This window comes from Prolixibacteraceae bacterium (assembly GCA_019720755.1).
GTDB lineage: Bacteria > Bacteroidota > Bacteroidia > Bacteroidales > Prolixibacteraceae > Halosquirtibacter > Halosquirtibacter laminarini.
Genome location: CP081303.1, coordinates 4,392,967 through 4,419,585, shown reverse-complemented (window position 1 = coordinate 4,419,585; position 26,619 = coordinate 4,392,967). Strand labels below are relative to the sequence as shown.

Below are 26,619 nucleotides of genomic sequence, written 5' to 3'. Positions count from 1 at the left end.
AATGGGAAAATTTAGAAAAGACGGGAAGAAAGAAACCCCACCTATTTCTACATCAGCACTTCCTGATATTGTATTTATGCTTCTGTTCTTTTTTATGGTTACAACCAGTATGAGAGAGCAAGACCTTAAAGTAAAGGTTCGTGTTCCTCAAGCAACAGAACTTGCAAAATTAGAGAAGAAATCGTTGGTTAGTTATATCAATGTAGGTGAGCCACTTCCTCAGTTTCAAAAGAAGTTTGGTACTGAGCCACGTATTCAGTTAAATGATGTATTTGCGTCTACTTCAGACATTGCAGAATATATCACTTCTGAAAGAGCTCAACGTGAAGAAGCAGAGGTGCCTTTCATGGTAACATCTTTAAAAGTAGATGAGAATACCAAAATGAAGATTGTTTCTGATATCAAGCAAGCACTTCGCCGTGTTTCTGCTTTGAACATTAACTACTCTGCTAAAAAGAAGGTACAACGATAATAGTACTATTGGCTTTTAAGGCCTTAAAATAATATGAGGGTTGCATTATGCAACCCTTTTTTTTGATCATTATGAAAACAATACTCCTACCATTTCTAAATGATGGCTTGATTGAAGCTGGATGTGATGAAGCTGGCAGAGGATGCTTAGCAGGACCAGTCTTTGCAGCAAGTGTAATTCTACCAATTGATTTTAGACATCTAGACCTGAATGACTCTAAAAAATTATCTGAAAAAAAAAGAGAACAACTCCGCCCATACATAGAGGAGCATGCAATAGCTTTTGGCATCGGAATTGTTGATGAGAAAGAGATCGATCAAATCAATATATTGAATGCATCAATATTAGCAATGCATCGAGCTGTAGATAATTTGGTGCACAAACCAGAACACCTTATTATTGACGGGAATAGGTTTAAACCATATCAAGATGTGGATCACACGACAATAATTAAAGGGGATGGTAAATATCTCTCAATTGCTGCAGCATCCGTATTAGCAAAAACGTATCGTGATGACTATATGAACAAGATTGCTCAAGAATACCCTGAATATGGATGGGATCAAAACAAAGGGTATCCGACAAAGTCACATAAAGCAGCAATTATCAAGCATGGTATTACTCCTTACCATCGACAAAGTTTTAATCTCGGGTTACCAATACCTACCCTATTTTAAAATAATAAAATCATATTTTATACCACCAAACAATTGTATATTTACAAGCATTAGTGATAAAATCATAAAATCATTATTATTCTTTATATTAAATATAGCATGAAAAGAGCACTATTAACATTGTTTGTAGCCCTTTCTATTTCATCAAACCTATTCGCAGATGAAGGAATGTGGTTGCCATCTTTGATAAACAAACTAAACATCAAAGATATGCAAGCAGATGGTCTAAAGCTTTCGGCAGAAGACATCTACTCAATCAATCATTCAAGTTTAAAAGATGCAGTAGTTGCATTAGACCACGGTAGTTGTACCGGAGAACTAATTTCTAATGAAGGATTACTACTAACAAACCATCACTGTGGATTTGGTGAGATTCAGGCACATTCAAGTGTTGAACATGATTACCTAAGAGATGGATTTTGGGCATTAAAAAAAGAGGATGAACTTCCGAATCCAGGTAAAACAGTGTCTTTTTTGGTAAGCATTGAAGATGTTACGTCTAAAGTTGAGAAGAACGTGACAAGTGAAATGACTGAAGATAAGCGCAGAGAAGAGATTTCTAAAATTTCTAGAGAACTTATCACTGCTGCAACTAAAGACACTCACTACAATGCCAATGTAAAGAGTATGTTTGATGGAAACAAATACTTACTATTTGTTTACGAAACATTCCGTGATATTCGTTTGGTAGGTGCCCCACCAGAGTCTATTGGTAAATTTGGTGGAGATACAGACAATTGGATGTGGCCACGACACACTGGAGACTTCTCCATGTTCCGAGTGTATTGTGCTCCAGATGGAAGCCCTGCGGAATACTCAAAAGATAATGTTCCATTAAAGCCTAGACATTTCTTACCAATTTCATTGAAAGGAATTGAAAAAGATGACTATGCAATGGTTATGGGATATCCAGGTAGTACAGATCGTTTTAAAACATCATGGGGTGTTCAAAATACGATGGAAGTTACAAACTCTATTCGCATCAAAATTAGAACTGAGAAACTACGTATTCTTAAAGAGTATATGAATACGAGTCAAAAAGCTAAAATTCAATATGCTTCTAAATATGCAAGATCATCAAACTACTGGAAGAATAGTATCGGTCAAAACAAAGGATTGAAAAAACTTCATGTAGTAGAGGACAAGCAAGCAATTGAAAAAGCATTTAGCAATTGGGTTGCTTCATCTACTGAAAGAACGGAAGAGTACGGAGATGCATTAAAGCTTATTGCGGATAGTTACAAGAACAATGAAGCACAAGTTGCATTGAACTACTATTATGAAGGAATCATCGGGGGGCCGGAAGCAATTCGTTTTGCATATCAGTTTTCAAGATTAGAAAGTTCTCTTGAAAAAGGAGATGCTGAAAAAATAAAGAAAACTATTGAATACATAAAGAGCGATATTCCTACATATTTTAAAGACTATGATGCAGCAACAGATGCAAAACTAGTCTCTTCTCTAGGCTACATTGTTACTCAAAATATCGATCGTAAATACCTTCCTGAAGATTATAACGTAAAATCTCAAAAGGAATTGGATAAAAAGGTACAGAAGTATTTTAAGAAATCAATCTTTACAAGTCAAGCGAAAGTAGAAGCTTTCTTAGCAAATCCTTCATTAAAAAGACTACAGAAGGATCCTATTTATGACCTAATGAACCAAGTTTTCTCTAAGTATCGTGAAATTTCAAAAGAGAGATCAGCAAGTACTAAAGAGAAAGCCAAAGGACGTAGATTATTTGTTAAAGGACTTCTAGAAATGAATCCTGATAAAAAATACTATCCAAATGCAAACTCGACAATGCGTGTAACATATGGAACAGTAAAAGGGTATGATCCTGCAGATGGAGTTCATTATGATTATTTCACTACACTAAAAGGATATATTGAAAAATATGATCCAAATAATCCTGAGTTCCAAACTCCAAAACGTCTGATCGACCTTTATAATGCAAAAGACTTTGGTCAATATGCAGACGAAAATGGAATATTACACACTTGTTTTATCTCTGACAACGATATTACTGGTGGTAATTCAGGTAGTCCTGTTATCAATGGAAATGGAGAGCTAATTGGAGCTGCATTTGATGGTAACTGGGAAGCAATGAGTGGTGATATTGCTTTTGAGCATAAACTGCAACGTTGTATCTGTGTTGATATCCGTTTTGTACTTTGGGTTGTTGACAAATATGCTGGAGCAACAAATCTTATTGATGAGATGACTTTAGTAAAATAGTGACTATCCTATAACTCGATAGTCATTAAAAAGGGAATAGAGACATTGTGTTAATAATGACACACGTTTCTATTCCCTTTTTTGTTTTCATATTCGCTAAAACAAAATAGCGAAATCAATCCCTCTACAATATCTTTATAAATAGAGCACTGCTTTTCTATCGTTAAGCACCTAACAAGACCTCAATAGATAAAACAATGCAGAGTTTCATTAAAAGATTTTAAGTGCGTTAAACAAGCTTATATAATCAAGAAAGAACGTTGTAACCTAGTACAACTAGATTTATGAAATTTAAAAAGGGATGTTTCATCAAATGAAACATCCCTTTAGATAAGATTATTCTACAAAATGTTATCTCAACCGAAGGTCACGAGGTTTTTTCTTATTGAATCGTAAACCGGATCTCTTGGTAAAACAGTCTAGATACCTAGAACCGCAACCAAATATATCTCCAAGTTCATAAACGATAGAAATTTCATGTGCTCCAGCAGATGTTAAACTAAAACTTGAAATAGGAACATCATAGCTGTAACCAATTCTCATATGTCCCATCATAAATGCAGCAGAAAGAACGATAGCATCAGAGTCAATAAGATGTCCTTGCACACTATTATTAAATACTGGTACACCTCTCCACCAAGCACCGACTTCGAAGTTTCGATTAAACCAATATCCTCCCAAGTCTAGTTGGTTAAAATTATCTTGATGCATCAAACGATAAGAGACACAGAAACTTCTAGGTTGAGAAGCTCTTTGGGCTTTTTGTCTCCAAATATTAACACCTCCAAACAACATAATATTCATCGGAACTTTAGTCCCTTGATCCGTAAATGAATAAGAAGGTTGGGTAAGGTGAAATACGTTTATTCCAGCCCAATACTTTCTATTATAGAAAAAGGAGCTAAACTTAAAGTCGGCATAAGACTGTTTAGACGTTTCAAGATAAGCTCCATTACCACCACCATTAGTGATATCACTTCCAAGATTCGCCTTACTTCCATCAATGCTCTTCTGAACAAATGCGAATTCCAAACCAGGTATCCAAGTCCACGAGTCAGATATTTGCAATCGATAAGTGTATTGAAAGCCAACATGAGTAGTAGAGAGATCAGCTGTTCCTGCATTATCTCTCCAGATCAAAGCCCCGAAACCACTTTTAAGCGTATTTACGTAGATATCACCAGATACAGAAAAGTTGTTATAAGCGTTCGGAATACCCGGCCATTGATTTCTATAGTTTGCAGCAAAACGCAATCCTCCTGTTGATCCAGCCAATGAAGGGGACAGATAAGTTGGAGCTGCAAAGAACTGAGAGAAGTGTGCATCTTGTGCTTTAACGGCAAGAACACTTGCCGTTAAAGTTATACACAAGAACACGCGTTTTAAACTATTTTTCATATTTCGCGTTTGTTATCTAATTAGGGTTACATCTCCTGATTGAATAATAGTATTACCATCGTCAAAAGAGACTTCGATTTGCCATATATATACATCCATTGGGGCCAGTTTGCCATTATAGTATCCATCCCAACCAATATTGATATCTGATGTATGAAAAACAAGGTTACCCCATCGGTTGACAATCTTCAGGTCATACTTAGAGACTTTGGCCTCTCCTTCTGGTACGATAGAATAGAAGAACCTATTATAGGTATCTCCCTTATCATATCGACCATCTGTTGGGCCATTAGTACTAGGAACGAAAGCATTTGGAACTTTTACTCGACCATTAGATACTGCCGTCACGGCAGCTTCTCTTGTAAATGTATGTTGACATCCATCCTCAGAAACAACTCTTAATTTCACATCATGCACACCTTGAACCAAATATTCATGTTCAGGATCTACCTCTGTTGTTGTTGTACCATCACCAAATTCCCAATAGTTCTCAAAGTTATTAACCGACAAGTTCGAGAAGATTGCTTTTTGACCAGGAATCTCCACACGAGTTGGTTGCACTGTAAAGAAGGCAACAGGAACAGGGAATACATGGATTGTTTTCTCCGCTTCGGACTTTGTTCCCTCTTCATTTCTAACTGTCAACTTCACATTATAGAAATTCTCTTCATGGAAAGTGTGCTCAGGGTTTTCTTGGGTAGAATGCGATCCATCTCCAAAATCCCAATAGTAAGTAGCACCATTCTTTGAAGTGTTTGTAAATTTCACTTTAAGAGGGCCACATCCTTCCGTTACAGATGGCGTAAAGCTTGCTACAGGCACCCCTGGTCGAATAGTCACAGTCTCTTTATGAGTACCAGTACACTCTTCACCAATCACCTCTAACTTCACATCAAAAGAACCAACTCTACCATAAGTGTATGGATCTGGGTTGACATCATGAACCGCCACCCCTTCATACTCACCAAAGGACCAATTGAATCTCCATGGACCTGGATTGGTAAGGTTCTCTACACTGACTGTTGCCTCAGGCCAAATCATAAATATCGGACGGATACTAAAGTCAACTTTTGGTGTTGGATGCATCGTATAGGTCTTAATCATTTCAGCAGAACACTTATCTCTAGTAGTTACTGTTTGCTTAATATGGTAAACCTTTTCTGTTGATGATTCATTCAAGAACAGATGTTCTGGATTCGGCAAATTCGAAATAGAACCATCATCAAAATCCCATGCAACATCATAGCTATGATCGGAAGTACTGATGAAGTTCACTTTTGCTGGACTACAATGTCCATCTCCACTTAATTCAAACCCTGCCTTTGCAGGAGCAAATATTTTAAATGGTTTCGTTAAAGTACTCCTACAGTATTTATTAGTTGCATTCAATGATATACTTCTTATATCAGGGAATTTGGAACTAGAAGTTCGACTATAGGTAAATGTACGACTAAATATTTTATCTGGGATATTTTCGGCTGTTGCACCACCATCAAATGACCAGATATAATCATCACATCTTATAGAAGTATTTTTAATATTAACCTCTACTGGCGAACAACCATTAATTTTATCAAGGTCAAAATTCGCCTCCATATGTGGTTGTATTGTCAATGTTTTAGATGATTCTCCATAACATTCCCCGGAACTAGTCACAAGCTTAACAGTAAACTCTTTAGGTTTATCTGTATCATTATAAAACACTTGCATTGGATTTGGGATAACACTTGTTGAATCATTTCCAAAGTCCCATTCATAGTAACTTGCTCCAGTGGATTTCGATGCTGCACTAAATACCACTGTTACAGGAGAACAAACTTCACCAATCGACATATCAAAATCAGATACCACTTCTGGTTTAATATTCATCTCCGTAGTTTGCACAACCTTACAACCAAAATTATTTTCACCTGTCAAACGAAGCGTAAAGTCTCTTGGGAATACATCCGTATTGTTATACACATGGTCAAACTCCTCTTCATATAGGCCAAATTCATCATTGACTATATTCTTGACGATTGTCTCCCCTTTATCAATCTCCCAAGTATGCTTATTTGCTCCTTTAGATTTGACTACAAAATGTGATTTTAATGGAGCACAACCTTCACGAATATCTGGATTCAATGAGAATGACACAGAAGGCTCTGGTTTAATTTCAATTGGGATACTATTAACAGTGTCACGACAACCAAATGATGATATTGCAATCAATTGTACTTTGTACTTTTGAATATCAAGCGTTGTATTCCTATAAATATATTTAGGAGCTGGCATAAAATTCTTAGACTTTGGATCACTATCCACACCGAAATCCCAATTGTACCTTATTGCACCCGTTGAATTGTTTGTTACAGAGGCAATCAATGGAGAACAACCACCTTTGCTTAATTCAAAGCTTGCAATAACCTCCGGTTTTACAGTCACTCGATGAGAAACTGTTTTCAAGCAAGATCCATCTGCAGCAGGAGCAGCACTTAAGATAATATCAAATGTTTTAATATAAACATCGTCATTATTATACTCATAAGTTTTAGTCTCTCCAACTGCCATCGTAGAAACATCCACAGGTGTGGTTCCATCACCCCAATCTAATGTCATTAGACTAGCTCCTGTTGTATTGTTCGTTACAGTAACAGTTACAGGAGAACACTCTCCACTCACCACAACATCCATACGAGGTTGTGCTTCATGCATCACAGTGATCTCTTTCTCGATTTCATCGGTACAACCAAAATAGTTTTGAACTTGAAGTTTCACCTTTCGCGGTACATCCGTCAACGTTGTATTTGAATATTGATGGTAAGCCTCTTTTCCTGTGGAACCATCACCATAATCCCAATCAAAGTCTGTTACACCAATCGTTGTGTTCTCAAACATAACCATGTCGCCAGAACAGAAAGTTGTTCCATCTCCAACAAAACTAAAGTCTGCATGAATCAGCGGACTCACACGAATCACATCACGTAACGTTTTACGACAATCACCCGCTGCATTTGCAGCAACTGTCATACTTACATTATAGAGTGCCTCTGACTCCTTATCATTGGTAAATACATGGGTTACCGTTCCTCTAGCAGTTACGACCTCATCAGGAGTCCCGTCACCAAAAGAGATCGTAGCATCTGCACCACCTACTGTCTCATTCGTAATCTCCACTGTCAATGGAGTACATCCTTTCTTCACATTAAAGCTCCATTTTGGTTTCACCTCGTGAATAATCGTAATAACTCGAGAAGTATCATGAGGGCAGAAACCATTGTCTGCTATCAATGTAACTGTTTTCGTTATATCCGTAAGGCCTGTATTGGTATAAGTATAATAGCCTTTATCATCTGGAGTACCTTCACCATAATCCCAAGTAAAGGTCTTCCCTCCAACAGATTTATTCACAAAAACGACCTGTTCTCCTGAACAGAAAGAATCTTTACCTGCCAAGAAATCAAAGTCAGCTTTTGCTTTTGGTTTCACCATAATCACTTGAGATGATGTTTCGGTACATAGATCATTCTCCACTGTTAACGATACATTCATTGGAATCATTCCATATCCAACAATATTAAAAGTGTGATCTATCGTTGGTTCAAAAGTGGTTTGCTCAACAATATCCCCATTGAAGTTCCAAATATACTTTTTCGCTCCAGGAGCCGCATTATTAGTAAAAGTCATTTCTTCACCCGAACAAACCTCTGTTTTACTTGGGGTAAAATTAGAGATCATCTCAGGATATACCTTCACATCTACTTCACCAGTAGAAGGACAGCCTCCAGGGAATGTTGCATCTACTTTTACTTTATATGTAACAAATGGATCGGTTACAGGGTCTGAACTTGCTGGATAAGTAAACTCATGATCTTGCATCGCCACATAGTGTGTGGTTGTTGGTGAAGATCCATCTCCATAGTTCCAAACATAATCAATCGCACCAACCGTAGCAGTAAAGTTCACCTCTTCTGGAGAGCAAACCCCACTAGCTGCAGCATCGCTTTCTAACTTAAAGTCTGGTTTAGGCGACACAGAGATAATCTTCTCCATTGTACTTGGACATGCATAAGGAGTTCCAAAAGCATCATTGGTTGTCTTGGTCGCTCTCAATTTAATCTTAAAATTAAACTTCGTAAAGTCTGAATTGGTAAAGGTATGTGTTGGATTCTCGCTTGTATCATCCCATGTTCCATCTTCATCAAAATCCCACTCATAGCTATCAGCGAACAACGTTTTGTTTTCCATCTCTGCAACCACAGGACTACATCCACTATCCGATGTATAGTTAAAATCCACTTGAGGCATTGGGTGTACCTTCACAGGCTTAGGCCCTGCTGTACTAGAACAGAAACCATTGGTTACTGTCAAAACAATATTGCGATCTTTTACAAGGTTACTCATATTGCGGATAGTGAAAGCACTTCCTGGATCTTTATCATACGAAAGAACCGTTGCATCTGTTGGATCAGAAGGATCGACCTCTTTCCATTGGTATGCATAATCTGTCAAAGCATCCCCAGTTGTACTATTATTCACAGTAACACTCAAAGGAGAACATCCCTCTAAATCAGAAGTGATGTCAAATCCTGCTACTGGTTGCGAAGCAAACGTATACTCCATCTCTACCACTTGATCAGAACAAGCTCCATTGGATACAGTTGCTCTAAACACATATTTACCATAATCATTTACTGTCACCGTTGGCTTTAGAACCGTATTGTCAGAGAAATTAGCAGTAGAAGTAATCTTAGGACCGCTAACCAATTCCCAAAAAACTGATTGATAATCTCCTTCAATATTAAGAATAGGATCTATATCTTTATCACATTCAGGGTGGTCAGGAGCCTCAATAGTGACCACTGGAGTGATCCTTACATCAATCTCAATCTCATCCACAGCTGTACAACGATGAACTTCTACTCCTGCAACATTCTTATAAATGTGATCCACAACCCATTCAAAGATATAGTGACCTTTATTCGAAACGATGAAATCCGTATTATTACTTGATGCAGGTGTAAAAGTAACTGTTCCATCTGAAGTTCCATCTGGTTTCAGACGCCATCTTCCTTGTTCTTTATCCGTTGGTGTCTCCTTCATTAAGGCATCTGCTGACAAAGAACCACTCGTACCACAAAATTCCACTACACCCTTTTTTATATTAGGAGTAGGTTTTTTCACAATGATCACATCAACATCACCAGTTCCTTGACAAACATCCCCTTCTTTATCGTTCGCAGTTACACCTAGAGTGTATACACCTGGCGATTTACCAGTAGGATCAAAATGATATGTACCAGTCGTTGCAGCACCATCTACAACTGTTGCAATTGTCCATACAAAATCTGTATATCCAGAACCACTACCTCCTGAGAAAGTTGGTGTGATATCAAAAGCAGCATCATCCTGACACACATAAATTGGAGAATCTTTAAACGTAACAGTGATTGGCTCTTTTACATCCACGACAATTACCTTCGTACTCTCGCACAATCCTTTGGTTTCATTATATACCAACCATTGGATTGTGTACTCTCCTGCTTCACTAAAAATCGCCTGTGCATTCGGATCTTCATGGCCTTCTTTACCATCTGCTTTTGCAAAGGTTATCACACCAGGGCCACCAACTTTAGACCATTCCCCTTTGATACCAACATGGCCCACCGCAGTACCTGCTACTTGAACACCATGTTCATCATATGTCATTCCAACATTCGAACCTAATAGTTCAACTGTTTTACGACAAGTATAATAACGATCACGTCCTTGATCTTTGACATACTCAAAACTTACTCCTGTCTTAACCACAGCTTCAGCTACAGGAGTCTCCTTAATTTTAATATCAAATTCTCTTGTCGTCACACAATATCCACTCACTGGGTCAGAAACCTCAAGAGTTAAAGTGTAATCTCCAGGGTGAGCTTTTGCTGTCTTCAATATTAAATTACGCTTGTTTTTCACTGCAACATCCGTCGTAGGATCTGATGCATCAAACGTAGCAGGATCTCTTAAGAAGGAGGTAATATCATAGGAACCAGTCGTGGTCCAACTATAGGTATAATTATCAATATTCCCACCAGCCTTATCTTCTGAACCTCCAGCAACGACAGGATGTACAAAGATATCTTCCCCTGCACATACAATCGCATCACTAGTTCTTCCATCGAAAAATTGTCCAATTGTAATTGGAGGAACAAAGTCCACCACCATCTGATCTGAAATAGGACATGATTCTCCCTTTTCAGAGTTTATTGTCCAAGTCAATGTAAAACGACCTCGTGTTCCCAAAATACTTACAAACTTAGCTTTTGGGTCATGAGTACCATCCGTATAACCTACACTTGTAGGCATAAACATCACTTTAGTAGAAGCTGGGCTCACAGTCCAAGTTCCTTCTCTTGTTAATCCATCAATTGGAGTGACTGCATTCGCATTAAGATCGACACTCTCTCCACATGTTTGTTGGTCCACACCAGCATTTGCATCTTCTGTTGGAATGATCACCATCCTCTGTGTTGCAGTAACGGTTCCTACACCTTTCGCATCATCTACTTCTAAAGAGATATAGTATATCCCTTCTTGAGTTAGTGGTAAAACAGCATCAGGACTATTTGAATCGATAATTGAAGGTGTTGCATTTACCTTACTTCCCGCATCGTCATCTAAGTCACGCTTTTCTGCAGTCCATCTGTAGTTTGTATAAGATCCAGAGCCGCCAGTTGGCAACAATAGGTCTTTTAGATCAATAGAAGCTCCGCCATTTTTACATAAAGCCTGTTCTCCTTGTGGGGTCACACTTAGACCAGCTAAAAACTCTACCTCCACAAGTTTGCTACTTTCACACATCTCAACTCCTGTAGGAGTAATGTTTGTTAAACTCCATTGAAAGCTATATACTCCAGCTGTTTTTGGAGTATATGTCTCAACCTTACTGTTAGAATACCAGCTATCTCCAGTATCCGCATCTGGTCCTGCCAACATGACCCACTCTCCTTTTAAATCAGGGTTAGCATCAGGATCTTTTCCTGAAGTGGCAGTATTTAATCCTGTAAGGTCAATAGAAGCATCTGATGTGATCACTTTATATGCTGATCCATTAAGAATCACATTTTTCGTCCCATCAGTTAATCCAGGAAAAGCAACATCCGCTACAGGATTCTCCAAAATATGGACTTCAAAAGTCATCGATTTACTCTGGATATTTCCATGATTGTCTGTCACCAATAAAGTAAAGGTATAATCACCAACAGCCATCGTTTTAACCAATATCTCAGGAGATAAAGCAGTACTATTACTCAATGTTAACAAAGTAACATCTTTAGCACCATCCGATACATTCCACTGATAAGATACTCCTTCTGCACTTCCTCCAGACACTTTTACTTTATTTAGCAAAGAGTAATTAGCAGCACCGTGACAGAAATATTTTGGATCGATACTTTCAATCTGGATAGGCTCAATGAAATGTAACCTCATCCCCATATCATTATAGCAAATGCCATTCCCAAGATTCCAACGTATCGTCATTAAACCATAAGGAGGTTTTGGACTAGTAGAAGTCTCCCCTGTTGAAACAAAGTTAAGAGTACTATTATTTGTTATTAGATCCCATGAAGCTCCGTTATATTTCTCCCAACGGCCACTTACAGAACCTGTCAATGCAATACCTCCATCAGTACCTTCCAGTGTAAGTTCTCTTCCTACAATATAATATTCTGGAGAGCTCACATCAAAAATATTCGCTTTTTGTACTGTTCCAGCGACTCCAAAACTTGTCGGTACAAAACTTGTTACAGCTACCTGGGGATCTAGAGCAGGAGTTACAGTCACTTTTCGAACTTTTGAATGACTACTCAATCCATTAAAAGGATCTTTTACTGTCAATCTTACATTATAAATACCCGCTGTCGCATTTTCAGCATCAAATTCTATTTTTGGTGTTGTAATTCCAATAACACCAGCAACTGGGTCGTCATCTTCTATTAAGAGTCCACTATAATCTCCCGAAGGATCTCCATCTTTCGTAATTGTATACACATAAGAAGAAGAAGTACCATCCGTTCCGTATTTCACTGTTACTCCACCACCAACATCCTCTGTACCAACTGGACAAATAGTTAAAGGTCCTCCAATAGTAACTCTGATAGGGCGAACAAATGTAACTTTCACTTCGACTCTACTCTCTATAGGAACACTTGGATCACTCGTATTCTTTATCGTATAAACAAAAGTATACTCTCCATAGGCATCCGCTTCTACTTCCACTTCTTGAGCGAAATTATTAGAAGGAGATCCATCTGTTTTTCGCCAATTAAAAACAGAAGTCTTCACAACGCCATCTTTATTCGTCACACTCCACTCTCCAGTAATATTGTCAGAAGCTGAATCATCAGGTTGTGTTCCTAATGGATACCTATTACTTCCATTCAATACTATTTTCTTTCCACTAACGATATAGATAGGAGTAGAAGGTGAGTGTCCAGTATTCGGCTGAACAGAACTTCCTTCGGCTGTAGAGGCATCTGGAGCAACAGCCTCAGCACTGACATTCTCCAGCACACTCATGGTAATATCCTTCGTCGCCACACAAACTCCATCCTCTTGGTCTGTGACAGTTACGGTGAAGGTATAAGTATCTACATCATTCGTACTGTATGTTGGATTCTGATCTGTTGAATTCCAAACAATAGGCCCAGCAGTGCTGCCCACTAATGTCCATGCAAAGTTATAAGTTCCGGACCCTCCTGTTACATTAATCTCTGGGCTTAAAGCAACACCTGAAGACAATGCATGATCTTGTTTTACATTATGAATAAGAGTAGCATCTGTTACACTTATTGGATCATACACATTGACTTTTACAATCCGACTCTCCACACATGCCAAAGAACTTGCATCCACTCCTGAAGCATGATTACGCAAAGTATATGTAAAATCATATTCTCCTGCTACCAAATTCGTAACATTCACTTTGGAAGTATTCAATCCAGAAAAGGTTGTTATGGTAGGATCTCCTGCACCAGAAGGCTTATTCAAAAAAGTCCACTCTCCTTGCATATCACCAGTAGGAACAGTCCCCTTATGTAATCCATCTAATGTCACCCCATTACCACATACTCTATAATGAGTCTCTGCTGTTACCTCAACAAGATTATTAGAACCTAGTTGAATAGCACTAGTACTTGGATCTGGCTGTTCTGAAACTTCTAGTGCAAAATTATGAGACTTCTCACAGCCACCTGCATCCGTAGCAGTATATTTAATCACATAGTTCCCTGCTACTGAAGGTACGAATACAAAATTATCATAACCGACATCAGATGTTCCTAAAGTAATACTTGCATCTACATTCAAATCTGAAGAACTACCTGTAGTCACTTCCCACTTATGCGAACGAGTAACAGGATCACCTCCACCGCCAACAGTAGGGGTAAATGTTGTTGACTTCCCAATGCAACTGTAAATCGTCTCATCTACAATACTTATATCAGAAACTTCAATATTATAAGTTTTTACTGCCGTACATCCAGATGTTGAATGATGATTTTCAATATTAAAAGAGACAGTAAAATTGCCTGTATAAACAGTTCCTGCGACAGGTTCACTATTAAAGACAAAAACATGATAATCAGCATTTAATGAATCTATTGACTTACGCTTCACCAAAGATTTCAAATCAACAGAATAGGCTGAATTACTAACCGTCCAGTCGACATTACTATCCGGAGCATCCAATGAACTAACATTATAAGGTCTCAATTCAAGATTATTTCCTGGACAAACTTTATGATCTGTTCCTTCTGCACTCACCTGAGGTGCTGGTGGAACCACAAAGTGCTGTATGGCAGTAAAAGTTTTCGATAAGTCTGCACCACCCGTAGTAGTTCCATCAATCGTTACAATCAGATCTAACTTTACATAAAGAGTTTTATCCGTTCCTGAATTATTCACATAGTTCAATGAAAATAACTCTCCCGTTCCTTTTGAAGTATAAGTTAAACCTCCATCTGTACTCACCGACCAATTACGAACCACAAACAAATGTTCTCCAGGAGTTCCTGGATCTTTGAAATCGTCACTTATATCTGAATCATCCTGTAACTGATAATCACCAGAACAAGCATCAACGGGAGTAACAATAAAATCAGCCCCGACACTATAGATAGAGATATTTCTTGTTGTAGAATAGACGCAACCCAATCTAGACTCTGTTAATTCTACAGGGTAAATAAACTTATTCGTCGTTAGTCCCGTATAATCAACATCTGTATATATATGTGTAACAGGATCAAAATCTGTATTATGTAATGCTACAATCCCTTTTGTGCCTCCAAAATCAAACTTATATTCGGTACCTGGTTTAAAATTCAAAGTATTCGTTAATTGAACCTCAATATCATCTACTCTTTTTTGTGTTTTCGGGATAATATGGTAACCACTATTCTTCACAAAACGGAATCCTGGAGTAATTTCAACGACCTCATAATCTTTAAAAGGCACAGTCTCGCCAGGACAGCCATCATCACTCGTAACCTCTAACCCTACAAGATAATCTCCTGAAGTAGCAAACGTATGTACTAGATCCTTTACGGTATTGTCAGCTGTACCTATGGTAGCTGCTCCTTTTTTCACAGTCCACTCATAAGACAAATTAACTCCTTTTGAAGTATTATCAAAAGTAACCTCTTCGTCTTTACAATGACTCAAAGGAAGGTTAAATCCTGCATCTACCGGAGGAATAATTTTTGCTTTTAATGGAATAGTACTACTACAGGACCCAGTACTATTAGAGAAAGTGACTGTAACATCACGTTCATCTACGCTACGACCATCTCCTGTATAAGTATAAGTTTTGGTAATTTTCCAATCAGGAACCGAAGCGCCATATTTTATCCTTAGATTACCTGGAGCATCTACTTCATAAACCTCAGCAGTACCACCACTTCCCCAATCGACAGTATAAGTAGTACCCACACGACCTTTCGTTGGCTTCGAAAGATCCAATTCAAAAGTAGCCTCTTTTGTACCTTTATCTGCACACACCTTATCTTTGGTGAAAGAACTTTTTGAAACCTCCAATTTATCCACCACCACATCATATTCATCCGACTCTTGCGAACAACCGCCATCGGAGATAGTGACCTTTAGCTTATAAGTACCATTTTGATCAAAAGTATAATCTAATGTTCTTTTAAGACCTTCTCCCAAATGAGGTGTTCCATCAGGAAGGGTAACATCCCAGCGATAAGTCAAGTCTGCATAGTCTGCAGAACAGGTATATCTTTCCGTAATACTTGGTTTAGCACACAAAGGTCCTGCAGCTCCACTTATAGTAGGTTTAGGATATACAACTACTGTGTGAGGATCACTCGTTTTATCGCATGTTCCATTACTGACTGTTAATGTAGCATTCCTAGTTTGAACAGCATCCGTAGTATTCGCATAAGTGTGATTAAAAGTAATAGTACCAGCCCCTCCTGTACCATTATAAATCACTTCCGAAACACCATCACCCCAATCTGCTGTTAATGTAAAATTCTCTCCTACAGGCAAAAGTTTCGTCTTGTCATAACTAAGTTGTAAAGTTCCACTTTGACAAACTTTTTTTGTTACAGTTGTTCCAGTACCACCTAGATTAAAATCAGGGTCAGGCTGTTTTAAGATGGTAATTGTACCATAATCTGTACCATCACAGACATCACCTCCTGCAACAACACGCACATTCGCCTTAAACACAATCTTACCTGTCGTGGATAAATCAACTTTTGATAAATCGATGGTGATTGTATTTGTTCCTTGTCCCGAAGCAATACTCACGGCAGTTTCAGCACTTCCATCTGGTTTGGTTAATGTCCACACTATATCTGTTGGTGTTAACCCTGAGTCATCTGTAAAAGTAACTGTCACTGATTTGCTCTCTGGCATACAAATTTTCTTATCTTCGACTTCCGGATTTGGAGATCCAACTATTTTAATATAGGCTATCGCAGGAGAAGTCGATAGTCCACATGCATTCTCATCGTTTAAAGTAATTTTAAAAACTTTTCCTACATCCTTATTAGTCGTAGATGGAATATCTATACGCTGAACTCCAGGAAGCTTATCTGGAGTTACTTCAATATTATTTCCAGCATCTGGATATTCGATCTCAGGCTCTACATATTCAGTAGAAGTTATAGTATGAGGTCCAGAAGCATCATATACAACGACACCATCCAGATAATCCAAACTTGAATCATCTTTGATTCCATAACTCCAAATAACTAGACGTCGATTATTATTTAGAGGGTATTTACCATCATCTCCTAACTCATATTCACTAAAATCATCTTTTAAATTACAATTCCAATCACTTATATCTTTAAACGGGTTACTTGTAAGACTATAGCCTGTTGTACTAGCACATAAGTTTAAAACAGGAGCACCTAATACAGCATCGTTTACCACTTTGTAGGCATCACCTTCTTGATCCCCAATAACCAATCCATCTGGTGCTTTATCATCAGTATCCCAAATAACGATCTTTGTTTTCGTTACTTTATAACCATTTCCAACATCATCAAACCACTGTGTTACAACCTCATAAAAGCATTTATCTTTTGTTTTATAAGTATGATTTCCAGTAAAACTATCGCCATATGAATAAAGAAATGTCTTTCCTCCACTGGGGTCTAAATTCACCGTCGAGTTTACATCATAACGTACGATTGGTGTTCCGTCGCCAAAATCTACAGTAAAATACGAATTTGTTTGTTCAGACGCACCATCAACGGTTGTACTCAACTGAAATCTTATAACTCGACCAGTTCCTGTAATACAAGGAGACCCAATCTTTAATAAGTTAAAATTAGTAGCTACATTTTCTTCATTGATTACTTGCCCCAACGACCTATTTGTAAAACCCATTACAAATAGAAGCAAAAACAAGAAAGTAGTATGAATAAAACCACACCGGCCCCTAATGCCTCTTGATTTAAAAAACTCACGCCATAATATACTCATAGCTTTAAATTGTTTATTTTGATTATTTATTGATTTTAATTTCCTAAATCGAATCGATTTATACAGAGAGAGATCTCTTAATTCAGAAGGGATTGGGTGAGAAGTATCGCCACGACAATTTATTTCATGAGCCAATCGTCTCATAAAAAACAGCTTACCCTCTTTGATATATTGTGTCATCAATCGTTCTTTCCTTTAATCCATACCATCAAACGAATGCTCAAAATAGAGAAGGTACCTCATAGACAGAAATACATATAAAAACCCTTATAGAATCTTCATCACTCCTACCCACCACTAAACGTTTCTAAAAAGTGTTTTTTTATCGTATGAAAATACCTAGCCTCAACAAACTCTTCATTTCACGAGAAGGTGCCTACACTAAGATATTCATAATTATACATATATCACCTTAACAATCTCAAAATTAATAATAATAGTGATTATTATATTAATAATAATTATAAAGATTTGCTATTAAAAGGACATTACAAACCATTAGTCATAAAAAGACAAAGCCTACTAAACTTATACCGCACAGGTAACATCACTCCCCACTGCAAAAATGATCAAAGTCTTAATATATTTATCACACAATGATTTCGACTGCTAAAATACGTAATGATATTTAGTATCATAACATATATTTAAGAACATAATTTTGACAATCTTATTATTTACATAAGTAATAAAAAAGAGAAGAGGGATAAGAAACAAGATAATAAGAAGTAAAGGGACAAAAAAAGGAAGTACAACGCCATGTACTCCCTCTCAATTTAACTATATAGAATAGATTTTATACTCTTTGATAGTCTACAAACCGAAACATAGGATGTTTCTCAGTGGCTTCCACAACAGTCTCGGAACAGGCGTTCCAATCTTTAGGCGGAATTACAGGAAAAAAAGTATCGGCCTCTTTCGAATCCTCAATATGGGTTATAAAAAGGTGGGTAGCCATCGGCATAAATTCACGATATATCACCCCGCCACCGATAATAAAACAACGAGTCTCATCAGAAAGCAATGCGATTGCTTCCTCCATAGAATGAACCACTTCTGCTCCAGGCAACACCAAATTTTTCTGGCTAGACATCACCACATTACGACGATTAGGAAGCGCACCTTTGGGAAGGGATTCAAATGTTTTTCGTCCCATTACAATAGGATATCCTGTTGTAAGAGATTTAAAGCGCTTCAAGTCTTCTGAAATAAAAAAGAGCATATCATTCGATTTCCCTATTCCCATCTCGCGATCCACCGCTGCAATCATTGCTATTTCACATGCCATAACATCTTATTTTTAAACAGCGACAACACCTTTAATATGAGGGTGTGCCTGATAATCAACGAGCTCAAAATCTTCATATTTAAAATCAAATATAGAGGTCACCTCGGGATTGATTTTCATCTGAGGCAACGCATAAGGAGTACGTTGCAACTGTAGTGCAACCTGCTCTTGATGATTATTATAAATATGGGCATCCCCCAATGTATGAATAAAATCTCCACACTCCAATCCAGTCACTTGCGCCATCATCATCGTTAGAAGGGCATAAGAGGCAATATTAAATGGTACACCTAAAAAGATATCTGCGCTTCTCTGGTATAGTTGACACGACAATTTTCCATCATTTACATAGAATTGGAAAAGGATGTGACAAGGAGGAAGTGCCATATTGGGGATCTCCGCCACATTCCATGCATTCACCAACAAACGTCGAGAATCAGGATTTGTCTTTATTTGAGAAATTACCTCCGAAATTTGATCTATTACTTTTCCATCAGAACCTTTCCAAGAACGCCACTGTGCTCCATAAACAGGGCCTAGATTACCTGATTCATCTGCCCACTCATTCCATATTCTCACCCCATTATCTTGGAGGTACTTTATGTTGGTATCTCCTGTAAGAAACCATAGCAACTCATGGATAATAGACTTCAAATGAAGTTTTTTCGTGGTCAACAAAGGGAAACCCTTTTGTAGATCAAAACGCATTTGATAACCAAAAACACTCTGTGTTCCTGTTCCTGTACGATCCTCTTTTTGATTTCCATCGTTGGAAACATGGCGCAATAAATCGAGATATTGTTTCATATTAATAAAGACATTCTATTTATAAGGTGATTCTTTTGACAACAAAGATACCTTTCTACTAGATAACATGAAAAAATAAAAAGCCATGGTTGCTAAAAATAGCAATCATGGCTTTTTAATAAACACGATATATTACTTACATAGGATTCATTATCCCATAATCATTCCAATTACTGTTGCAGACAAACATGAAGCAAGAGTTCCGGCCAAAAGGGCTCTTAAACCATACTCAGACAACCAAGCACGCTTGTCAGGAGCCAAAGCTCCAATACCTCCAATTTGAATTCCTATAGAACCAAAATTCGCAAAACCACATAGAAGATAAGTTGCCATAATGATCGATTTTTGTTGAGCAAATGCTCCTGCTGCTTTTAGATCAGCCAAACTTGCATAACCAATAAATTCATTGATAATCACCTTCTCTCCTAACAGACGTCCAACCAATGTAATATCCTCCTTACAAACGCCAAGAAGCCACATCAAAGGAGATAATAGATAACCTAAAATAAACTGCAAGGAGAAAGTTTGGTATTGACCATTAGTAATATTATTTACCCAATCATTTAGTCCGGTATAACGACCGATAAAGCCACCAAATATATAGTTTATAAATGCAATCAAAGCCAAAAATACAAGTAACATTGCTGCTACATTCACTGCAAGTTTTACCCCTTCTACAGTTCCATTAGAGATCGCATCAAGAGCATTGGTACCAATTTGTTCTCTTGGCACATTTACGTCTGTATTGGTCTCTTCTGTTTGTGGTACAATAATCTTAGAGACCACCACAGCTCCAGGTGCAGCCATCACAGAGGCAGAAAGTAGATGTTTTGCAAACATCAATCGTTGTGCAGGGTCATCTCCCCCTAAGAAATCGATATAAGCAGCCAAAACACCACCTGCAAGCGTTGCCATTCCTCCAACCATTACTAGAAATATCTCCGAACGATTCATTTTAGAAAGGTATGCCTTAATCATTAATGGGGATTCGGTCTGTCCTAGAAAAATATTTCCTGCAACCGACAAACTCTCCATTCCACTAATCTTAAGTGCCTTAGAAAGACCCCAAGCCAATACATATACTACTTTTTGGATTACTCCAAGATAAAACATCAAACTAGTCAACGCAGAGAAGAATATAATGGTTGGCAGTACTTGAAAAGCAAAAATAAAACCATAAGTATCTGTATTTAACAAGTCACCGAGAAGAAAGCCACTTCCAGCACGGGTAAAATCGAGAACCTTCACAAACACTTTTCCAAAGAACTCGAAAAAACCTTGGATTACAGGAACATAAAGAATCCCAATAGCCATAGCTATTTGAATTGAGATTCCAACAATCACGAGTTTCCAGTCAACCTGTTTTCTATTGGTGCTAAACAGCCAAGCAATTAATATAATTGTCAGCATCCCAAGTCCTCCTCTTGACAAGGACTCTATCGAAAAACCTTGAACTTCTTGCATTTTAGATCATTTTATTAGATAAAAAAACCTTTGGGTTACACACGTTGTGATCCCAAAGGAAAATTTAATGAGTTAGTTCAACCAAAATAAGGCTAATATTTAATATAAAATAATGTTAAAAATCAGTTTCACTATTTTTTCTTTTATTTACTTCATCGCGAATCATAGAAGCTGCTTCATAATCTTCCTCTTCAATAGCCTTAGAAAGCAACATCTCTAAATCCTTCGTAGAGGTTTCAGAAATCTGATCCTTCAATATCTCATCTCCACTTCGCTGACTCTGATCATCCTCTTCATTTTCACCCTCATCTAAGGAAGAAAGCATATCTTCTGTATCATTCAATTCCAATGAGATACCTGCTTTGTCCATAATAGCACTCTCTATAAATATAGGAGCAGAAAAACGAAGTGCTAAAGCAATAGCATCCGATGTACGAGATTCCACCTCTTTTGTTTCATTATCGCGAATATAAATCAACTTTGAGAAATAGACCCCTTCCTCTAGCTTATAAATAATTACCTCTTTCAATTCAATTCCAAAACCATTTAAGCTTTGATAAAACAGGTCATGTGTCAATGGGCGAGGAGGAGACATCTGCTCTAAAAAAATCACGATTGCCTGTGCTTCTACCGCACCTATAATGATAGGCAAACGACGATTCCCTTGATCCTCTGTCATCAATAAAGCATATGCTCCATTCTGAGTTTGGCTTGTAGTCAAACCTAGAATCCTTAATTTAATTTTATGCATGGTATCCTGATATTCGATAAAAAAGAGATTTCACGAGCTGAAGTTACAATTAAATCGTTAAGGATACAAAAAACCATCCCTTCTCGAAACGACCTTTTTTTCTTGTAGAAGATGAACCAATTACTTCATCTTCAAAACCTAAGCATGCGTTGGTATCTCACATTAAAAATACACATTTTTTATTCTAATACTTTGGGAATCATCCAAAAATTCATACTTTTGCCGTTCGAATAACTCTAGGTTGGTTTTCTATAAGCGTTCTTCTTTTTTGAAGAAACACCTTCCAGAGTAATAATTACAATTAACAAAAAGCTATGTACGCTATTGTAGAGATTGCTGGACAGCAATTTAAGGTTGAAAAAGACCAAAAAGTGTTCGTACACCGCTTGGCTGTTGAAGAAGGTGCGGATGTTGTTTTCGACAAAGTACTTTTAATCGACAACGATGGCGATGTGAAAGTAGGTGCTCCTGCTGTAGAAGGTGCTAAAATTACTGCTAAAGTAGTAAGTCATCTTAAAGGAGACAAAGTGATCGTATTCAAAAAGAAACGCCGTAAGGGTTACAAGAAGAAAAACGGTCACCGTCAGTATTTAACTCAGATTGTAATTTCTGATATTGTAGCTTAATTTTTAAAAACATTAGATCATGGCACACAAAAAAGGTGTAGGTAGTTCTAAGAACGGTCGCGAGTCAGAAAGTAAACGTCTTGGTGTAAAGATCTTCGGTGGTCAAGCTTGTAAAGCTGGTAACATCATCGTTCGCCAACGTGGTACTGCTCACAACCCAGGTGAAAACGTAGGTATGGGTAAAGATCATACTCTTTTCTCTCTTGTTGAAGGAACAGTTGTTTTCCGTAAAAAAAGAGATAACAGATCTTACGTTTCTGTAGAGCCTTTTGCTGCTGAGTAATATTCATTCTCAGTAGACAGAATATGAATCTCCCGTTTTGTTACTTTCGTAATAATTCGGGAGATTTTTTTTATTATTTTTGCAGAGCGAGTTTATCGCAAAATCACGGGAAGTATTTTTCTACCATATATTGAAACACACAACCCAATAGATGGATATAATCCATCCACTTTATTTTTATAGATTATTACGCTGATATATAACAATCTACTATGTTAAATCTTAAGTTTATCCAAGACAACCCACAACTAGTGGTTGAGCGTTTGAAAGTAAAGAATTTCGACGCTGAGAAAATCGTAGAGGAGATACTAGAGCTCTACAAACTTCGTAACCAAACCCAACAAGAAGTTGATGGGTATAAGTCGGAGATGAATCAACTTTCGAAAGAGATTGGAAACCTTTTTAAGCAAGGAAAAATAGAAGAGGCGAACCAGGCAAAACAGAAAACTGCTGAACTTAAAGAAAATATCAAACAAGCAGACCTGGCTTTTGCTACCAATGACGAGAACCTACAAGCACTGCAAGTACAACTTCCAAACCTTCCTCATCCTTCTGTCCCAATGGGTAAGAGTGATGAAGACAACGAAGTAGTTCGTGAAGGTGGAGCAATGCCTCAACTTCATGACAAAGCAGTTCCACACTGGGACCTTGCTTCTACATACGATTTGATTGACTTCGAACTAGGGGTAAAAATTACAGGTGCAGGTTTCCCTGTATACAAAGGCAAAGGCGCTCGTCTTCAACGCGCTTTAATCAACTTCTTCCTAGATCAAGCTAGAGAAGCTGGATACCTTGAAGTTCAACCTCCATACCTTGTAAACGAAGCTTCTGGTTTCGGAACAGGACAGCTTCCTGACAAAGAAGGGCAGATGTATCATGCTACTGCAGACAACCTTTATTTGATTCCTACAGCAGAGGTTCCTGTAACCAACATCTATCGTGATGTGATCCTTGATGGAAAACAACTTCCTGTAAAGAATACTGCCTATAGTGCTTGTTTCCGTCGTGAAGCAGGATCGTATGGAAAAGATGTACGTGGACTGAACCGTCTTCACCAATTCGACAAGGTGGAAGTAGTTCAGATTGCTCATCCAGAGAAATCATACGAAATATTAGATGAGATGGTAGCTTATGTGGAATCATTGGTTCAAAAACTAGAGCTTCCATATCGTGTACTTCGCCTTTGTGGTGGCGATCTAAGCTTCACCTCAGCATTAACTTTCGACTTCGAAGTATGGAGTGCAGCTCAAGAACGTTGGCTAGAAGTATCTTCAGTATCTAACTTCGAATCGTTCCAAGCAAACCGTCTAAAGTTACGTTTCAAAGAAGAAAAGAACAAAAAGGCACAGGTTGCTCATACACTGAATGGTAGTGCTTTGGCATTACCTCGTATTATGGCTTCTATTCTAGAGAACAACCAAACAGAGAATGGAATTAAAGTTCCTGCTGTATTGGTACCATATATGGGATGTGAAGTGATCGACTAAGCACAATCCACATACAAAAACAAAAGAGGCTACTTCCAATAAGGTAGCCTCTTTTATTTTCATACATGATGGTAATGAATTAAAGAATATAACTAAGAGAAAATAACTACTCTAATTCATTTCTATAAAGCAATCGAAACACCTTCATTACTTTTTATCTTATAGCAATATCCAATCCTGAAGCCGACTTATCGAGTCTCTTTTGATAAAAATAGTATAGATAGCCCACCACGATAGCGTATGTCAAAACCACCACCCCAACAAAAAGCACTCTACTCTCTAGTAGATTCGTAGACATATATAGTAAAATAGAAGCTCCATTAAGATGAAGTATATTATACGTCCTTCTCAAACCGGTCCATCGTTTCACGAGTTGTATCGCTACTCCAAAATTTATATGGAAGATACACAGATAAAAGAAGAATGCATGGTCAATAGAGTCCATGCAGAAGTAACTAAAAATTGCATTTATAATCCCTGCAACCATTCCAGCCATTAAGGCATACAATGTCTTTCTAATTGTCACTTGTTTCTTTATTTCCTTGTTTTATAATGTTTGAAGTTTTGCCAAGAACAATACAATTCATCATTTATGATATAAATGATGAATGTAAAATATGACTCTTGCCCCCCTTTATTTTCCAATAAGAGTCATATAAACAGATTATTCACAACTCATTCCATCATGGTAGCGTAATAAATATTAGCGAAAAAACGGTACCATATTCAATATTCTAGTCACTTAAGACAAGCATCTTGGATGGGTATAACGATAGTAGATCGGATTTTTATAGGCATATCGAAAGAAATGGTATAGGCTGTAGAGTAATACCTCCCCACTAGTCAATAAAACTACCCCCAATACGAAATGATCTTTATCTTGTTGGAAATACAGTATAGGTACAAAAATAGCGTAAAACATAATGCGTATAAACACCCGATTCCATACCGGTTTTTGAGCGACTAAAATAGCGTAAAATGTAGAGGTCATTAGTAATCCCAAGCAACCACAAAAAAAGAAAATAGAGGTGATACCTAGTGTAATTGGCCTTGCTTCATATTGTACAAAAATAGTAAAAGCTAAAAGAGCAAAAATAGTCAATCCGATATTCCATATATTTGCGATAAAGAATCTTCTACTTAAATAAAAGAGGGCGCTGTAATTTGATTTACTGATCATTTTTTTTGAATTAATGTATAAGAACTTCTTAAGCTAGATTTTTTATACTAAGAGTATGTTATAATTTATCTTGAGATTCGATCATCGGAGTGCCTCCACTTTTTCGATAGAAATAGAGCACATAACCAACCATACAAACAGAATGGAGTACAACAGTCAGCAGAAATAGACCTCTACTTTTGAAAAAGAGTATCGAAATAGGCAACAAGAGACTGGGGACCCCATTGAAAAGAAGTAAATCGTATTTCCTTTTTGTTCCCGTCAACTTCATTACGACATCTAGAGTACCGAATCCACTTCCGATAAGAATCATCAAATACCAATAAAGTAGAGATGAGAGTGAGTTTGCAAAGAAGAATGCGAATATGGCATTAAGAGCAATGACAACATACGTTGTAAACGACAGATAGACTCTTTTCTTTAAATTCATCATTTTAGATTTTTGTTTTAAACACGTCTATTTACCGATGTGGGAATGAGAGCAAATACTCAAGAAATACTTTTTCCCATAATATATCAATCACCCTCTGTCCTCCTTCATTAAATCAATCTGTCTCCGTGCTGAAAATGAATTATTACTTATTATCTTGAAATTCGATTATCGGAGTGCCGCCACTTTTTCTATAGAAATAGAGTACATAACCAATCATACAAACAGAATGGAACACAACAGTCAGCAGAAAAAGAACTCTACTCTTGAAAAAGAGTATCGAAATAGACAGCATAAGAGTATAAATCCCATTTAGTGTAAGAAAATCATATTTTCTTTTCGTTCCTGTCCACTGCTTCACTATGTCTATAGTACCTAACCCACCTGCATTAGGCAATGTTAAATAAAAAAGGTAAAGCAATTTAAGAGAATTTGCATTATAGAAACAGAATATGGCATAAAGAACAATTACGACGTAGCCTGTGACCGATAGGTAGGTTCTTTTCTGTAAATTCTTCATTTTAGGTTTTTGTT

At 37.4% G+C, this 26,619-nt stretch carries 15 protein-coding genes; 6 read left to right on the top strand and 9 right to left on the bottom strand.

Translation table 11 applies throughout. The annotated features are described in order from the left end of the window. Window position 1: 1 nt before the first annotated feature. The 3 genes from K4L44_17525 to K4L44_17515 all read left to right on the top strand — a co-directional run bounded on the left by K4L44_17525 (window position 2) and on the right by K4L44_17515 (window position 3,387). Window positions 2–472 carry a biopolymer transporter ExbD gene (locus K4L44_17525; protein QZE14287.1) on the top strand — a complete coding sequence of 157 codons (471 nt, stop codon included), beginning with the start codon at window positions 2–4 and terminating at the stop codon, window positions 470–472. Window positions 473–519: 47 nt separating this feature from the next. Beyond that, complete coding sequence (locus K4L44_17520) at window positions 520–1,149, top strand: ribonuclease HII (protein ID QZE14286.1); 630 nt, start codon at window positions 520–522, stop codon at window positions 1,147–1,149. Window positions 1,150–1,248: 99 nt separating this feature from the next. Beyond that, the gene (locus tag K4L44_17515) at window positions 1,249–3,387 is read left to right on the top strand and encodes a S46 family peptidase (protein ID QZE14285.1); all 2,139 of its coding nucleotides are present in this window, start codon (window positions 1,249–1,251) and stop codon (window positions 3,385–3,387) included. A 351-nt stretch (window positions 3,388–3,738) separates the two neighbouring features. Here the strand turns inward: K4L44_17515 and K4L44_17510 are convergent, their stop codons facing one another. The 6 genes from K4L44_17510 to K4L44_17485 all read right to left on the bottom strand — a co-directional run bounded on the left by K4L44_17510 (window position 3,739) and on the right by K4L44_17485 (window position 22,079). Continuing rightward, a complete protein-coding gene (locus tag K4L44_17510; GenBank protein QZE14284.1) occupies window positions 3,739–4,785 on the bottom strand; it encodes a PorP/SprF family type IX secretion system membrane protein in 1,047 nt (348 codons plus the stop codon). A gap of 12 nt (window positions 4,786–4,797) precedes the next feature. Next, window positions 4,798–17,949: a PKD domain-containing protein gene (locus K4L44_17505; protein ID QZE14283.1), complete on the bottom strand. Its 13,152-nt coding sequence runs from the start codon at window positions 17,947–17,949 to the stop codon at window positions 4,798–4,800. Between the two features lie 616 nt (window positions 17,950–18,565). Further along, the gene (locus K4L44_17500) at window positions 18,566–19,057 is read right to left on the bottom strand and encodes a dihydrofolate reductase (protein QZE14282.1); all 492 of its coding nucleotides are present in this window, start codon (window positions 19,055–19,057) and stop codon (window positions 18,566–18,568) included. A 12-nt stretch (window positions 19,058–19,069) separates the two neighbouring features. Beyond that, the gene (locus K4L44_17495; protein ID QZE14281.1) at window positions 19,070–19,864 is read right to left on the bottom strand and encodes a thymidylate synthase; all 795 of its coding nucleotides are present in this window, start codon (window positions 19,862–19,864) and stop codon (window positions 19,070–19,072) included. Between the two features lie 150 nt (window positions 19,865–20,014). Continuing rightward, the gene (locus K4L44_17490) at window positions 20,015–21,328 is read right to left on the bottom strand and encodes a Na+ dependent nucleoside transporter (protein ID QZE14280.1); all 1,314 of its coding nucleotides are present in this window, start codon (window positions 21,326–21,328) and stop codon (window positions 20,015–20,017) included. A 115-nt stretch (window positions 21,329–21,443) separates the two neighbouring features. Continuing rightward, window positions 21,444–22,079 (bottom strand): DUF151 domain-containing protein, encoded by a 636-nt coding sequence (locus K4L44_17485; protein QZE14279.1) that lies wholly within the window; start codon window positions 22,077–22,079, stop codon window positions 21,444–21,446. A 314-nt stretch (window positions 22,080–22,393) separates the two neighbouring features. Here K4L44_17485 and rplU point away from each other — a divergent pair, with 314 nt between their 5' ends. From rplU to serS, 3 genes are all read left to right on the top strand, one after another. Then, entirely contained in the window at window positions 22,394–22,705 is a 312-nt protein-coding gene (rplU, locus tag K4L44_17480) for a 50S ribosomal protein L21 (protein QZE14278.1), read from the top strand. A 19-nt stretch (window positions 22,706–22,724) separates the two neighbouring features. Further along, window positions 22,725–22,988 carry a 50S ribosomal protein L27 gene (rpmA, locus tag K4L44_17475; protein QZE14277.1) on the top strand — a complete coding sequence of 88 codons (264 nt, stop codon included), beginning with the start codon at window positions 22,725–22,727 and terminating at the stop codon, window positions 22,986–22,988. 212 nt (window positions 22,989–23,200) lie between these two features. Then, window positions 23,201–24,475 carry a serine--tRNA ligase gene (gene serS / locus K4L44_17470; GenBank protein QZE14276.1) on the top strand — a complete coding sequence of 425 codons (1,275 nt, stop codon included), beginning with the start codon at window positions 23,201–23,203 and terminating at the stop codon, window positions 24,473–24,475. A 154-nt stretch (window positions 24,476–24,629) separates the two neighbouring features. Here serS and K4L44_17465 read toward each other — a convergent pair whose 3' ends face one another. The 3 genes from K4L44_17465 to K4L44_17455 form a co-directional block, all read right to left on the bottom strand. Continuing rightward, on the bottom strand, window positions 24,630–25,001 hold the full coding sequence (locus K4L44_17465; GenBank protein QZE14275.1) for a hypothetical protein: 372 nt from the start codon (window positions 24,999–25,001) through the stop codon (window positions 24,630–24,632). Window positions 25,002–25,713: 712 nt separating this feature from the next. Then, on the bottom strand, window positions 25,714–26,088 hold the full coding sequence (locus K4L44_17460) for a hypothetical protein (GenBank protein QZE14274.1): 375 nt from the start codon (window positions 26,086–26,088) through the stop codon (window positions 25,714–25,716). 142 nt (window positions 26,089–26,230) lie between these two features. Further along, window positions 26,231–26,605 (bottom strand): hypothetical protein, encoded by a 375-nt coding sequence (locus K4L44_17455; protein ID QZE14273.1) that lies wholly within the window; start codon window positions 26,603–26,605, stop codon window positions 26,231–26,233. Between the last annotated feature and the right edge of the window lie 14 nt (window positions 26,606–26,619).

Coding starts and splice junctions, on each gene's coding strand:
- K4L44_17525 (QZE14287.1), top strand. CDS start 2: ATGGGAAAATTTAGAAAAGACGGGAAGAAAGAAACCCCACCTATTTCT.
- K4L44_17520 (QZE14286.1), top strand. CDS start 520: ATGCAACCCTTTTTTTTGATCATTATGAAAACAATACTCCTACCATTT.
- K4L44_17515 (QZE14285.1), top strand. CDS start 1,249: ATGAAAAGAGCACTATTAACATTGTTTGTAGCCCTTTCTATTTCATCA.
- K4L44_17510 (QZE14284.1), bottom strand. CDS start 4,785: ATGAAAAATAGTTTAAAACGCGTGTTCTTGTGTATAACTTTAACGGCA.
- K4L44_17505 (QZE14283.1), bottom strand. CDS start 17,949: ATGACACAATATATCAAAGAGGGTAAGCTGTTTTTTATGAGACGATTG.
- K4L44_17500 (QZE14282.1), bottom strand. CDS start 19,057: ATGGCATGTGAAATAGCAATGATTGCAGCGGTGGATCGCGAGATGGGA.
- K4L44_17495 (QZE14281.1), bottom strand. CDS start 19,864: ATGAAACAATATCTCGATTTATTGCGCCATGTTTCCAACGATGGAAAT.
- K4L44_17490 (QZE14280.1), bottom strand. CDS start 21,328: ATGCAAGAAGTTCAAGGTTTTTCGATAGAGTCCTTGTCAAGAGGAGGA.
- K4L44_17485 (QZE14279.1), bottom strand. CDS start 22,079: ATGCATAAAATTAAATTAAGGATTCTAGGTTTGACTACAAGCCAAACT.
- rplU (QZE14278.1), top strand. CDS start 22,394: ATGTACGCTATTGTAGAGATTGCTGGACAGCAATTTAAGGTTGAAAAA.
- rpmA (QZE14277.1), top strand. CDS start 22,725: ATGGCACACAAAAAAGGTGTAGGTAGTTCTAAGAACGGTCGCGAGTCA.
- serS (QZE14276.1), top strand. CDS start 23,201: ATGTTAAATCTTAAGTTTATCCAAGACAACCCACAACTAGTGGTTGAG.
- K4L44_17460 (QZE14274.1), bottom strand. CDS start 26,088: ATGATGAATTTAAAGAAAAGAGTCTATCTGTCGTTTACAACGTATGTT.
- K4L44_17455 (QZE14273.1), bottom strand. CDS start 26,605: ATGAAGAATTTACAGAAAAGAACCTACCTATCGGTCACAGGCTACGTC.